Raw genomic sequence first — 13,751 nt, forward strand, 5'->3', positions numbered from 1 at the left:
ACACTGATGCCGTAGGGGGCCGTCCACCCCATCAACCACTAATCATTGCCGTTACGCGGATTGTTGCCCCAGCGTCGCACCAAATAGACAGCCGGGGTAATGGGTCCCGGCCTTCGCCGGGACGACGATGATGGATACAGCGCCCCTTATCGATACCGCACGCTGCCGGTGGTCACCGGGTCGGTCGGCAGCACGGTGGCGCCGGCGCGGCTGGCGGCGGCGGAGGTGATCATGCCGGGCTCGGCGGCGGCCTGCACATTGCGGGGCGGGCTGAATTCGAGGACGACGAGGGCGGCCGTTGCGAGCACCGCCACGGCGGCGGTTGCGATCGCGGGCACCAGTCTTCCGCGCGTATCGGCTGCGCGAACTTGCATTGATCAATTCCTTTATCGGGGTCGTTCTTTGGACGTGATGTAGGAACGGCCAAGCTTCTTCCCAAGAGTGCGGCGCACATGCCTCACAATCAGTTGTACCGGCCGTGACGTCCGTCACGGTGTTCGAGCCGCGCGGCGTTGCCGCGTCGAATCGCAATCGTGTCGGACGGCTTGTTTGCACACCATGAGTTGGATGAGATCGTGGCGTTTTGCATGCGCCTCATGCGCTCGTGATTGATCGCGTGAGGTTGTGATTAACGGGCAGGCGAGAAGCTCGCTTTGCCTTTATTTATAGGGTTTCTATGTTGGTTAAGGCGCGCGCATTAAGCGTTTCTTCACGCACACGCCGCCGTATCGGCAGAAGATTCGCGCTGCGGCGAGCGGTGACACCGCTGTCATTGGCAGCAGCTGTCAGCGGGCCCGCTGCAGCCTTCGCGGACGTCGTCATTGCGAGGAGCGAAGCGACGAAGCAATCCATCTCTCTTCATGCGACGCGATAGACGAATTTACTTCACGCGTAATCGCGCAAAGAAGAATCCACCTCGCGCACCTGCCACGAGGGCGTCAGGACCACACGCTTTCACCGTCCGCGACGCCGCGCGCCCGTCTCGCGTACCTCTCGCGTCCACCGCATCCCGCACCAAACGTCCGTGACGATCGCGACGCACTCCTCTCAGAGGGGCGGGACGCGCTGCTTGTACTCGTGAGTTGGGGGCTCGGGGCGAGGAATATTTTCTTCGCTGGGTAGCGTATCGTGAGTTGAAATTATTAGGAAAGCTCGCTTTCCCAAGCATGTCGTTTTGTTCGGATCCCTCGATCTGGCCATTCCCGATGCGGTTTGAAAATGGTCCTGCAGCGATTTGCCGATGCAGTTGGAGGCGGAAGCCTGCGGCGTCACATCGTGAACCTCACCTACCGGAGCCAAACCTGCCGACCGATGATCGTCTGCTATCGTTCGTGAGCCCCTATTATCGCATCCACACCGTACAGTTCCGAGAGTAGCATACGATCTATCAAGTCCAATAAACGGCGTCTGAGATTAGGATCATTCTCTGAAGAAGAGTACTCGGCTTTTAAAATCTCCTGGAGCTGATGCAAATCAGTATGCCGTCTACCGGCGCGGTTGCCATTTTGACGTACGTCATCGATTAGTCTTTCAGTAGCAGTATGCCTTGGATATGGAGGCGATCAGCTCGCTCTGCCAGGTTTTCTATCGTAGCTTGCCTATCTTGGTTTGGTGCCACTCTACGATGCCTTTTCGATATATCGAGCATTCAAACCCAGTAAAGTCCGCGCTTATCCCCTCATAAACCATCCATTCCGCCGTTCCGCCGATTACATCGAGGAACTGCCGAACGATCCATTTCGCCTCATATCTGTTGCCGAGCTTATCGGCGATACCTCCAGAGAACACAGCAACTCCGACAATACTACCCATGAGTGTAGCTTGATCGAATCGCTAGTTTTCTTCAACAGAGGGCCTTGTGATCCCCAAACAAAAACGGCCGGGTCATCGACCCGGCCGTTCAAAACTCTCTTCCAGCGAATTCCGCTCTCGCTGATCTCGCTCAGCTCGCCTTCTTCACCGGCGCCGGCTTGCCGACCTTCTTCTCGATCGCGCGCTTCAGTTCGAGGGCGCGGGGCGAGAGCACGTCGGCCTTGGCCTTGATCAGGTAGGCGTCGAGGCCGCCATTGTGGTCGACGCTCTTCAGCGCGTTGGTCGAGACGCGCAGGCGCACGTTGCGGCCGAGCGCATCCGAGATGAAGGTCACGTTGGCCAGGTTCGGCAGGAAGCGCCGCTTGGTCTTGATGTTGGAGTGGCTCACCTTGTGGCCCGTCTGGGGGCCCTTGGCCGTCAGTTCGCAGCGCCGGGACATCTTACAAAATCCTTATTGCATCCCCGCCTCTCTGCCAGGCGTGCAATCACACGGCCCGTGCGGGGGGTTTGAATTCGCGTCCATTTTCCAGGAACCGCGGGTGTATAGGGGCAGATCACCCAAGCGTCAAGATTATATCGGCGCATGGCGGTACCGGAGAATGCCGGTTCATAAGGTCTTCCAGCCACTTAACGCCTGATATGGCAACCATATAAAGGGCGTATTCGGCTGCAAGTCTTGGTTCCATACAAGATGCGCGCGTTGTCCAGCCGAATTGAGTGCCCAGAGCATGATCCGGAAAAGTGCTTAGCGGTTTTCCGAAAAGATCATGCTCAAAATCCAAATGGACGACGACCAGAGCGCCGATAGCAGGACCGTCAGGTAGGTTAAGTGACCACCGCCATTGCCATTTTGCCCCCGCTCGGCCGGCTGATCGGCCTGTGCGCGGGTGCCTTGTTGCTGTTCTGCGCCGAGCGTGCGAGCGCCCAGGGGCGGCTCGACGCCCAGTATGAGGCGACGCTGGCCGGTATCCCGGTCGGCAAGGGCACCTGGACCATCGAAGTCGGCGACGACACCTTCTCCGCCACCGCCCGGGGCGGCACCGCGGGCCTCCTGAAGGCGTTTTCCGGCGGAAGCGGCTCCGGCGCCTCGCAGGGCCGCGTCGTCAACGGATCGCTCGTGGCCTCGTCCTACACCGCGACCACCACCACCTCGAAGAAATCCGAGACGATCCGGATGGTGCTCGCGGGTGGCGGCATCAAGGAATCCGCGATCGAGCCGGAGCCGCCGGTCGATGCCGACCGGCTGCCGGTGACCGACGCGCAGAAGAAGAACGTGTTCGATCCGATGACCGGCTCGTTCCTGCGCGCGCCCGGCAATGCCGAACTGATGAGCCCGGATGTCTGCCGCACCGGCGCCGGCGTGTTCGACGGCCGCATGCGCTACGACATGAAGCTGGATTTCAAGCGGGTCGAGATCGTCAAGGCCGAGCGCGGCTATCACGGCCCGGCGCTGGTCTGCGCGCTCTATTTCGTGCCGATCTCGGGCTACATCCCGGATCGCCCGGTGATCAAATATCTCGCCGCCCAGCGCAATATCGAGATCGCCTTCGTGCCGATCGCCGGAACCCGCCTGCTGGTGCCGTTCCGCATGACGATCCCGACCCCGCTCGGCCAGGCCATGCTGGAAGCGACGTCGTTCGTCACCACAGCCGCGCCGCCGCGCGTGGCGAAGACGCAGTAGGGATTTCGTTCGCGGGGCCGCCGCTGCCGGACCCGTCATCCTGAGGTGCGAGCCTCTTTGGCGAGCCTCGAAGGATGCACGGCCCCCCGATGCGGCCGATTCATCCTTCGAGGCTCGCTCCGCTCGCACCTCAGGATGACGGGTTGAGAGTTGGCCCCGCGGCGAGGGGCTTCCCTTCTCCCACAAGGGGAGAGGGTACTTCGGAGGCGCTTCGCGTGATCGGGCATGAAACAAACGTCGCCGGAATCCAGTTGACTCTTGCCTGCTTCTGATTCGACTCGGCTACCCCTGGAATTTAAGGAATTCAGTCCGCATATCCCGTGCTTGTGGAGCCCTCTCAAACTTGATCTAGTGCCGCCGCCGTAGGGTCTACCCGAGATGTTGCGGTGAACGTTTCAGGCCCGGAATGGAGTCAGCGATTCGGCCGCGATTCGTTCCGGACTCGTTCCGAAGCTTAAGGGTGGCGCGGAAAGCGTCGCATTGTGAGACAGATTTTGCGAAACACGCTGCCGGTGCGAAACACACTGCCAAACCGTCACCCTGAGAGGATGTGAAGCTTTGTCCTCATCCACCGTTGTCGTCGCCCGGCTTGACCGGGCGACCCAGTACGCCGCGGCCTACCGGCTCAAGCACGACCGTCTCTGGAATACTGGATCACCCGCATGCGCGGGTGATGACACTGAGCAAGCCAATGCGTCACACGCTCTCAGGATGACGGATTGAGCGTTTCGCCAACAATTCAAGAAACACCTGCAAAAAATGGTTTTCTCAACTTCGTTCGGAAATGACCGCGTGCCCGGCGCAGGCGTCACTGCGGTGCTCGGGCCGACCAACACCGGCAAGACGCATCTCGCGATCGAGCGCATGCTGGCGCATTCGTCAGGGCTGATCGGGCTGCCGCTGCGGCTGCTCGCGCGCGAGGTCTACAACAAGATCGTCGATCGCGCCGGCGTCGATAACGTCGCCCTCGTCACCGGCGAAGAGAAGATCAAGCCGAAGGCGCCGCGCTTCTGGGTCTCGACCGTGGAAGCGATGCCGCGCGACCTCGATGTCTCGTTCCTTGCGGTCGACGAGATTCAGATCGCGGCCGATCTCGAGCGCGGGCATGTGTTCACCGATCGCATCCTCAATCGCCGCGGCCGCGACGAGACGCTGCTGCTGGGGGCTGCGACGATGCGGCCGATCATCGAGCGGCTGCTGCCGGGCGCCTCGATCGTCACGCGGCCGAGGCTCTCGCAGCTCGAATTCGCCGGCGACCGCAAGATCACGCGGCAACCGCGTAGAACAGCAATTGTCGCGTTCTCCGCGGATGAGGTCTACGCAATTGCAGAGCTGATCCGCCGCCAGCATGGCGGCGCGGCCGTCGTGCTCGGCTCGCTGTCGCCGCGCACGCGCAATGCGCAGGTTGCGATGTTCCAGAACGGCGACGTCGATTACCTCGTCGCGACAGATGCGGTCGGCATGGGGCTCAATCTCGACGTCGATCACGTCGCCTTCGCCTCCGACCGCAAGTATGACGGTTACCAGTTCCGCCGGCTGACGCCGGCCGAATTCGCCCAGATCGCGGGCCGCGCCGGGCGCGCGACGCGCAACGGCACCTTTGGTACGACGGGACGCTGCGCGCCGTTCGAGCCGGAGCTCGTCAACGCGCTGCAGAACCACACCTTCGACAGCGTCAAGATGCTGCAATGGCGCAACGCGAAGCTCGATTTCTCCTCGCTCGGCGCGCTGCAGGTGTCGCTGGCGCTGACGCCTAATCATGAGGCACTGACGCGGGCCCCGGTGGCCGAGGACCTGCGGGTGCTCGAACATGTCGCACGCGACGCCGAGGTGCGCGAATTCGCGCATGGGGCCAAGGCGGTGGAGCGGCTGTGGGAGGCCTGCCAGGTTCCGGACTACCGAAAGCTGTCGCCGGCCGCTCATGCCGAACTCGTGACCACGCTGTATGGCTTCCTGATGCAAAAGGGGCGTATCCCTGACGCATGGTTTGCCGCCCAGGTCGACCAGGCCAACCGGACCGATGGCGATATCGACACGCTATCGGGCCGGATCGCGCAGATCCGGACCTGGACCTTTGTTGCCAACCGGCCCGACTGGCTCTACGACCCGGACCACTGGCAGGGGATCACGCGCGAGCTCGAAAATAAATTATCCGATGCGCTGCATGAACGGCTCACGGAGCGTTTCGTTGACAGGCGGACCAGTGTATTGATGCGCCGCCTGCGGGAGAACTCAGTTTTGAATACGGAAATTGGCAAGACCGGTGAAGTGATCGTGGAAGGCCACGTGATTGGCCGGCTCGATGGTTTCACCTTTGCACCTGATGCGGCCGAGGCCGGCAGCGACGCCAAGGCGCTGCAAGCCGCCGCCCAGCAGGTGCTGGCGCGCGAGATCGATGCGCGTGCCGAGAAACTGGGCGCCGCCCCCGACGAGCAGTTCGTGCTGACCTCCGACGGCACCATCCGCTGGACCGGCGATGCGGTCGCCAAGCTCGTCGCCGCCGAGGACGCGCTGCATCCGCGGCTGCGCATCATTTCCGATGAGCGGCTGACCGGCGCCTCGCGCGAGGCCGTGCAGACCCGGCTCGACCTCTGGCTCAAGACGCATATCGAGAAGCTGCTCGGGCCGCTGTTCGAACTGTCCAAGGCCGAGGATATCCAGGGCATCGCCCGCGGCATCGCCTTCCAGCTGGTCGAGGCGCTCGGCGTGCTCGAGCGCAGCAAGATCGCGGCCGAGATGAAGGATCTCGACCAGCCGTCGCGCGCGGCGCTGCGCAAATACGGCGTGCGGTTCGGCGCCTACCACATCTATTTCCCGCAGCTGTTGAAGCCTGCGGCGCGCTCGCTGGCTTCGCTGCTGTGGGCCGAAAAACAAAGCAATGTCGACATGGCTGCGCTGTCGACCGTGCAGCATCTGGCCTCCAGCGGCCGCACCTCGTTCCCTGTCGACAAGACCCTGCCGCGCGATGGCTATCGCGTGCTCGGCTATCGCCAGTGCGGCGAGCGCGCGGTGCGCGTCGACATCCTGGAGCGGCTTGCCGATCTGATCCGCCCGGCGTTGGCCTGGCGCGAGACCTCGCCGGGCGAGAAGCCCGCGGGTGCATTCGACGGCCGCGGCTTCGTCGTGACCCAGGCGATGACCTCGCTGACCGGCTCCGCCGGCGAGGATTTCGCCTCGATCCTGCGCGCGCTCGGCTACCGCATGGACCGTCGTCCGCCGTTGCCGCCGAAGCCCGTCGAGAGCACCGAGACGGTTGCTGCCGATGCGCCGCCGGTCGAGGCGACATCCGACGCCGCCGTGGACGCATCGGTCGATGCGGCTGCCGAAGTCACTGCCGATGCGCCGGAGGCTGCGGTCGATCATCAGCCGGTGTCCGGCGATCCCGCGCCGTCAGCCGCGCTGCTGCCCGATGTCGGCTTTGCCGAAGTGGCCGCCAGCGAGGCGACGCCGGTCGTGATCGATGCCCATCAGGATGCCGTGGCCGAGCAAGCACCTCCGGTCGATGAGCCGGTAGCAGAGCCTGCCGCTGTCGCCGAAGAACCCGCTGCTGAACAGCCCGCTGTTGAGGCCGTGGCCGAGCCTGCGCCTGCCGTGGAAGCCGTTGCAGAGGCGCCCTCTGAAGCTGTTACCGACGCGCCCGCAGAGACCGCGGGCACCGAGGCCGCCACCGCCGAGGCCCCTCCCGCTGCCGCGGAAGCGCCGGCCGAGCCGCAGCTGGTCGAGGTCTGGCGGCCCGGCGGCCGCTCCGACGAGCGCCGTCCGCATCATCGCGGCCACGACCGCAACCGCGGCCGCCATCAAGGCAAGCCCGCGGAAGGCGCGCAGGCCGCCGAGGGCGGCGGCGAGGGCGACAACAAGCGCGAGCAGCATCGCCGTCCGCGCCGTCACCAGGATTTCCGCGCGCCGCGTCCAGGGGTGCCTGCCGATCCGTCGGCAGCGCCTGCCGATGGCGCGCAGGCCCGCGACAATCGTGAAGACCGCGGCCAGCGCCGCGAGCGTTTCGAAGGCAAGGGCCGTGATCGCGACAATGAGCGTCGCCGCGACAACAAGTTCGGTGGCGGCGATCGCAAGGGCGAGCGCGGTGATCGTGACCGCGGCGGCCGCGATTTCGGCAAGGGCGGTCGCGACAAGCGCGAGGGCGGTCCGTCGCATCGGCCCTACGCCTCGAGCGCACCGCGCGAGCGCGACCGTCCGATCGATCCCAACTCGCCGTTCGCCAAGCTCGCTGCCCTGAAAGAGCAGCTCGCCGGCCGGAAGGAATAGTTCAAACAGTTGGTCTGAAGCTTGGATCGACAGCGCCTCGACAAATGGCTGTGGCATGCGCGGGTGGTGAAGGCCCGCACCAGCGCGGCTGAACTCGTCGCGTCAGGTCATGTCCGCATCAACGGGACACGCGAGAAATCGCCGGGCCATGCAGTGAAGGCGGGCGATGTCGTCACCATCGCGCTCGACAACAGCGTCCGCGTGCTGAAGGTGACAGGCTTTGCCGAGCGGCGCGGCGATGCCAGTTCGGCGCGCGTGCTGTACGAGGATTTGCAGGCCGGCAATTTGCAAGCCGGTAAGGAGTAGTTATCTAGCGCTTGCTATCTGATTTGAGCATGATCCGGAAAAGTGGTGTCCGGTTTTCCTCGCGACAAACGCGTAGCGTTTGCCCGGGGGGCATGCTCCCAATAAGACCGGTGGCAGGGGCGTGAGAATACTGGCGTTTTTCGGGTGCCGCTTCCCTTGCGGCTCCAGTATTCCTGCGCTACGCAACCCCAGAAAAATCGATCGTTCCGGAGTTTTGGATGACCTACGTCGTCACTGAAGCCTGCATCAAGTGCAAATATACCGACTGCGTCGAGGTCTGCCCCGTCGATTGCTTCTACGAGGGCGAGAACATGCTGGTCATCCATCCCGACGAATGCATCGATTGCGGCGTGTGCGAGCCGGAATGCCCGGCTGACGCCATCAAGCCGGACACGGAGCCGGGCCTGGAGAAGTGGCTCGAGGTCAACCGCGACTACGCCAAGAGCTGGCCGAACATCACCCAGAAGAAGGACTCGCCCGAGGACGCCAAGGAGTGGGAAGGCAAGGAAGGCAAGTTCGAGAAATATTTTTCTCCGAATCCGGGCAGCGGCGACTGATTCGCTGGCGTCCGCGACTATCGGTGGGACTACCCCGATAAGGGCGGGCCTGGGTCCGCCGCGGCTCTCCGTTCGGCCGCCGATTTAACCCTAATGACGGACATATGACCTGAGGATGCCCTGTTATGCCCGGAATCGGGCGTAAACCATTGATTTTTGCGGAAAATGTGCTATATTGAGCACATTACAGGCCAAGAACCCCCTGCCATGCGTACCTTGTGGCTTCGAGGTTCCCGCAAACTCGAACAGGGGCGTGGCAGTATCCGCGCGCAGGCTGTGTCACAGAAAACGCGTAAAAAGAGTGCTTCAAAGACGACGAAGAAAGCCGCTGTCGTTGCTCGCAGCGCAACCAAGGGCCGTGCCAAGGCGCCCGTGAAGGGGGCCAAGAAGGCGGCGGCTGCAAAGTCCTCAAAGAACAAAAGAAGCGTGATGCCAGAAAAGACTGCCAAGACTGCCGCGAAAGCGGCAGCTGCGAAGCCCGCTGCTGCGAAGGTCGCCCCGAAGACTGCTGCTGCCGCGCCGAAGCCGGCTGCCCCGAAGGCTGCCGTCCCCGCCGCTGCTCCGAAGGTTGCCGCCAAGCCGGCCGCCGCACCGCGCGTCGAGGAGCCGAAGAAGGTCGTGACCCAGCGTCAGGGCTTCAAGGCCAATGAATTCGTCGTCTATCCCGCTCACGGCGTCGGCCAGATCCTGGCGATCGAGGAGCAGGAGATCGCGGGCGCCAAGCTCGAGCTGTTCGTGATCAATTTCATGAAGGACAAGATGACGCTGCGCGTCCCGACGGCGAAGGTCGCCAATGTCGGCATGCGCAAGCTGTCGGAGCCGGCGCTGGTCAAGAAGGCGCTGGAGACCCTGAAAGGTCGCGCCCGCGTCAAGCGCACCATGTGGTCGCGCCGCGCCCAGGAATATGAAGCGAAGATCAACTCGGGCGACATCGTCGCGATCGCCGAGGTGGTCCGCGATCTCTATCGTTCGGAATCGCAGCCCGAGCAGTCCTACTCAGAACGCCAGCTCTATGAAGCGGCGCTCGACCGTCTGTCGCGCGAGATCGCTGTGGTCCAGCACTCGACCGAGACCGAGGCGATCAAGGAGATCGAAGGCCAGCTCGCCAAGAGCCCGCGCCGCGGCGCCAAGGCGGAAGCCGAGGGTGAAGGCGAGGGCGACGCCGACGGCGAGGATGCCGATACCGATGGCGACGACACCGCCGTCGAAGACGAAGCCGCCTGAAAGGGTTCGACGGATTGAAAACAAAAGCCCGGTCGCAAGACCGGGCTTTTTGCTTTGGAGCCAGGTTCCTCGTCTTGCACGGTTCACCTCTCCCCCTGTGGGAGAGGTCGGATTGCATCGCCAGATGCAATCCGGGTGAGGGGTGCGGCCTCTCCGTGAGCTGTAATCCATCGATAGACCGCGACCCCTCACCCGGACCGCATTCCGCTTCACTGCATGCTGTCCGGCCTCTCCCACAAGGGGAGAGGCGGACCGAATGTGCTGAGCCAGCGCCGCCGGTCTCGCTCGCGCAAGCGCGGCACTGTTGCATGTCGCCCCGCCGCAATCGCCTCTTGGCTGATCGCCGCGACTCATGACCTCTAGCAACGCGCCGGCGGCGATCTCGCGGAACCGGCGAGGGGCGCGGCATGCTTGCAGGACGGTCGCTGGGGCGCGGTTACGACTGGCTGTGGACCGCGTTCGCGGTGTCGACGTTCGGCACCTCGATCGCCTTCGACGCCTTCCCGCTGCTTGCGATCCTGGTGCTGCATGCACCGCCGGAGGCGGTCTCGGCGCTCGCGGCCGTGGGGCTGCTGGCCGGGGCCGCGGTTGCCGTGCCGCTCGGGCCCTGGATCGAATTCCGCCGTAAGCGGCCGGTGATGATCGCGATGGATCTCATTCGTTTCGCCGCGACGATCAGCGTTCCCATCGCGTTCGTACTGGGACAGCTGACGTTCGCTCAACTCGTCGTCGTGGCCGTCATCATGGCCGCCGCTGATATCGCCTTCCGCGCCGCGAGCGGCGCCTGCCTGAAGGCGCTGGTGAAGCCGGACGATCTGGTGATCGCAAACGGCCGGCTTGAATCCACCACCTGGACCGCGATCGCGATCGGCCCGCCGCTCGGCGGTGCTGCGATCGGATTGCTCGGCCCTGTCGTCACCGTGATCGCCAATGCGCTGAGCTTTCTGCTCTCGGCGCTGGCGATCCGGCGGATCGGCGGAAACGAGCCTGCGCCGGCGCAGCGCCAGGTGCAGGCGTTTCGCGCGGCCGACTTGATCGAGGGCTGGCGGACCATTCTCGCGCATCCCGTGCTCCGCCTGCTGTTCGTCAACACCGTGGTGGTCAACGGCCTGATCATGGCGACGGCGCCGCTGCTTGCGGTGCTGATGCTGCGCGATCTCGGCTTTGCGCCCTGGCAATACGGGCTCGCCTTCGGCGCGCCCTGTATCGGCGGACTGATCGGTGCGCGGCTGGCGCCTTCTCTCACCGCACGCTTCGGGCAGCACAATGTGTTGCTCGCCGCCGGCACGCTGCGTGCGTGCTGGTCGCTCGGCCTCGCCTTCATCCCGCACGGCGCGGCGGGCATCGCCCTCGTCTTTGCGCTTCAGTTCGGTCTCGTCACCTGCATCGGTATCTTCAATCCGGTGTTCGCGGCCTATCGCCTCGCGCAGATCGAGATGGAGCGCACCGCGCGCGTGCTCTCGGCCTGGACCATCACCAGCAGCGCGACCATTGCGGTGCTGACCGCGCTGTGGGGCGTGCTGGCGGGCCTTGTGGGCGTCCGTGCGGCGGTCGCGCTCAGCGGCCTGCTGCTGATGATGACGCCGCTATTGCTGCCGCGCCGTGTACTCAGAGCGTGGGAGGGGCCAGGTTCTCCGCGAGTTGAAGTCCCTCGATAGGCCGTGACCCCTCAAACGGGCACGTCGATGTTCCAAGTTATTTGCACTGCAGACGTGCAGGACTCATTGCCGAGTTATCCCGAAACGGAACGTCGCTAACTCTCGCGCGTTCGCTCGCCATTGGAGGAGAGCGGACCATGGCATCAAAGGCAATGATCTTTTTCGCGGGCGTTGGAACAACTTTCATCATCCTCGGTGCCGGGTTCGGTGGAGGCCTGCTGCTGGCAAATTCGGCGCTCAAGGATCCCGCCGGTGCCCAGGCGCGGGTTTCTTCGCGAGAGCCCGCGGAACCGGCGCGCGTCGTCCTGCCATCCACGGCGGAAGCTGCGCAGGCACCGCAACCTGCCACCCAACGGGAGCCCGCGACGCCAGAGCCAGCCACACCTCCGCAGCCGCAGTTACAACCGGAGCCGGTCAAGGACGTGCAAACGCCTGTCGAGAAGCAAGCGGACGTGGTGGACGCGAAAAAATCTGAGGTTGGAGAAAAGGATCGGCGTCAGCGGTATGCTGAACGGAAAGCGAAGCGTAGTGCGACCGAACACGCGAAGCGCCAACAGCGGCGGATCGAGCAGGGCGAGCAACGCCGCGAGGAACCCCTGCTCGTGGAGCAGGCACCGCGCCGCGAAGTGCCGATCATGGCGTCCGAAGACGATGATACCCCGCCTCGTCCGTTCGTGAATTTCTTCGGAAATGACTGAGCGGCGCGCGCTCCCATGGCGAAGGCGCCGAGGAACTGTCAGCGATCGCGCGACGTTAGTGTCCGCATAAGAAGATCGATTTGGTCAGACGCCGCCGCGTGCGCTCCGAAGGTAATGCCCGAGGGCAATACATGGCTTACGAAAGCGATATTGCTTCCACTGCCACACCTGAGCAACGCATAGAGCAGGCGTCGGACGCAATCCGTCAGATGGCTGAGCACGGCGTATTCGAACCCTTGCCGCAACAGGATCGATGGCTACACCATTTGAGTGAAGCGACCAAGGCGGCCCCGCTTCAATCACTCGCTGTTGCATTCTTGCTTGGGGCCTTCCTGGCCCGGCGGTAGCCCACGACGACGCCGTCTCTGCCGGGCAGCGCGTTCAGTACGAGCGCTGCTTGATGCCCCAGCGGCCGTTCTCGGACGTCACGATTCACAGATTGCGGTGACGGCCGGCAATTGCCCCAGCCGGTCCCAGATCACGAGCTGCTCGCCGACAGGATGACGTACGGAAAGTGCAGCAGCGCATCCATGCCGGCGAGATCGCGGCGCTCGAAGCTATGTAAACGATCCTGACCAGTATCGTCCTGTCTTGCTTCGTGGACGACGGCGGCAATCGGAGCGCGGCGTGCTATGCTGACCGCCCTGCCGCTATTTGATCGACATTAATGTGACCCATCAATTTGCAGCGAGGAGAATCCGATGACATCGAATGTTGAGGCAACCAGGAAGGGTTATGAGGCCTTTCAACGTGGTGACATTCCGGCGCTCATGAAGGATCTGATCCATGACGACTGCACGTGGATAACCCCGGGTCCGCAGGACAAATTGCCTTGGGCCGGGACCTTCAAGGGAAAGCAGCAGATTGCAAACTTCTTCGTCCAGGTCGGCGAGAATCTGGAATTCAGCGAGTTCGCACCGCGTGAGATGATTGAGCAGGGCGACACGGTCGTGGTCCTGGGTACGCTCACGGCGCGGGCAAAGAAGACAGGCAAGACCGTGACGAACGAATGGGCCCACGTCTTCAAGTACCGCGACGGAAAGGCGGTCCGTTTTCAGGAATACGTTGACACTGCGGCGGATGTCGCCGCGATGTCGTGACGAAGCGAGAGGCGGCTGGCTGAATTAGCCTGTAGCCCGGAAGCCAACGGGTCGCGCGAACGCGCGCCCCGTTGGCTCCATCCGGGCTACGCAGCTCTGTTCGAGCTTCAGGCAACCCAACCGTCATCCTGGGAGAATGTGAATGTATGGCGGAGGAGCGGCACCAAACATTCAGTGTCGTCCCGGCGAAAGCCGGGACCCATAACCACCGAAGGCCATTGTTGCGCAAGGCTGGGGCCACAGCCATCCTCAACAATCAAACCCTGCGGTTATGGGTCCCGGCTTTCGCCGGGACGACGTCGGACATGTTGTCCCGCCTTCAGTCCCGTCACCCCCGCGCAAAGGCTTCGCCTTTGTCGCTGGAGGTGCGAGCCCTGCGGCTCAATTGCGCCGCTGGGCGAGCCTCGAAGGATGCACGGCCCGGATATATCCTGGTGCTCGCGGAGGAAGTG

The 13,751-nt window shown here is 63.6% G+C and carries 10 protein-coding genes; 8 read left to right on the forward strand and 2 right to left on the reverse strand.

Annotation, left to right across the window (positions count from 1 at the left end; translation table 11 throughout):
• Positions 1-146: 146 nt before the first annotated feature.
• Together FNJ47_RS37765 and rpmB are read right to left on the reverse strand one after the other, a co-directional pair.
• The gene (locus FNJ47_RS37765) at positions 147-374 is read right to left on the reverse strand and encodes a hypothetical protein (RefSeq protein WP_163160928.1); all 228 of its coding nucleotides are present in this window, start codon (positions 372-374) and stop codon (positions 147-149) included.
• A 1,568-nt stretch (positions 375-1,942) separates the two neighbouring features.
• Positions 1,943-2,251 (reverse strand): 50S ribosomal protein L28, encoded by a 309-nt coding sequence (gene rpmB / locus FNJ47_RS37770; RefSeq protein WP_163160929.1) that lies wholly within the window; start codon positions 2,249-2,251, stop codon positions 1,943-1,945.
• Between the two features lie 411 nt (positions 2,252-2,662).
• Between rpmB and FNJ47_RS37775 the strand changes: the two genes are divergently transcribed.
• The 8 genes from FNJ47_RS37775 to FNJ47_RS37810 all read left to right on the forward strand — a co-directional run bounded on the left by FNJ47_RS37775 (position 2,663) and on the right by FNJ47_RS37810 (position 13,299).
• Complete coding sequence (locus FNJ47_RS37775) at positions 2,663-3,493, forward strand: DUF3108 domain-containing protein (protein ID WP_163160936.1); 831 nt, start codon at positions 2,663-2,665, stop codon at positions 3,491-3,493.
• A gap of 759 nt (positions 3,494-4,252) precedes the next feature.
• Entirely contained in the window at positions 4,253-7,756 is a 3,504-nt protein-coding gene (locus tag FNJ47_RS37780) for a helicase-related protein (RefSeq protein WP_163160930.1), read from the forward strand.
• 21 nt (positions 7,757-7,777) lie between these two features.
• Positions 7,778-8,062 (forward strand): RNA-binding S4 domain-containing protein, encoded by a 285-nt coding sequence (locus FNJ47_RS37785; protein ID WP_163160931.1) that lies wholly within the window; start codon positions 7,778-7,780, stop codon positions 8,060-8,062.
• A 218-nt stretch (positions 8,063-8,280) separates the two neighbouring features.
• Positions 8,281-8,619, forward strand: a complete 339-nt coding sequence (fdxA, locus tag FNJ47_RS37790; protein WP_016844914.1) for a ferredoxin FdxA — start codon at positions 8,281-8,283, stop codon at positions 8,617-8,619.
• A 429-nt stretch (positions 8,620-9,048) separates the two neighbouring features.
• On the forward strand, positions 9,049-9,843 hold the full coding sequence (locus FNJ47_RS37795; RefSeq protein ID WP_163160932.1) for a CarD family transcriptional regulator: 795 nt from the start codon (positions 9,049-9,051) through the stop codon (positions 9,841-9,843).
• A gap of 407 nt (positions 9,844-10,250) precedes the next feature.
• Positions 10,251-11,501, forward strand: a complete 1,251-nt coding sequence (locus FNJ47_RS37800) for an MFS transporter (protein WP_163160933.1) — start codon at positions 10,251-10,253, stop codon at positions 11,499-11,501.
• A gap of 137 nt (positions 11,502-11,638) precedes the next feature.
• A complete protein-coding gene (locus FNJ47_RS37805; protein WP_163160934.1) occupies positions 11,639-12,199 on the forward strand; it encodes a hypothetical protein in 561 nt (186 codons plus the stop codon).
• Positions 12,200-12,900: 701 nt separating this feature from the next.
• Complete coding sequence (locus tag FNJ47_RS37810) at positions 12,901-13,299, forward strand: nuclear transport factor 2 family protein (protein WP_163160935.1); 399 nt, start codon at positions 12,901-12,903, stop codon at positions 13,297-13,299.
• The last annotated feature ends 452 nt before the right edge of the window (positions 13,300-13,751 follow it).

The sequence above is a fragment of the Bradyrhizobium uaiense genome (assembly GCF_010811875.1).
In the GTDB taxonomy this organism is placed as follows: Bacteria; Pseudomonadota; Alphaproteobacteria; order Rhizobiales; family Xanthobacteraceae; genus Bradyrhizobium; species Bradyrhizobium uaiense.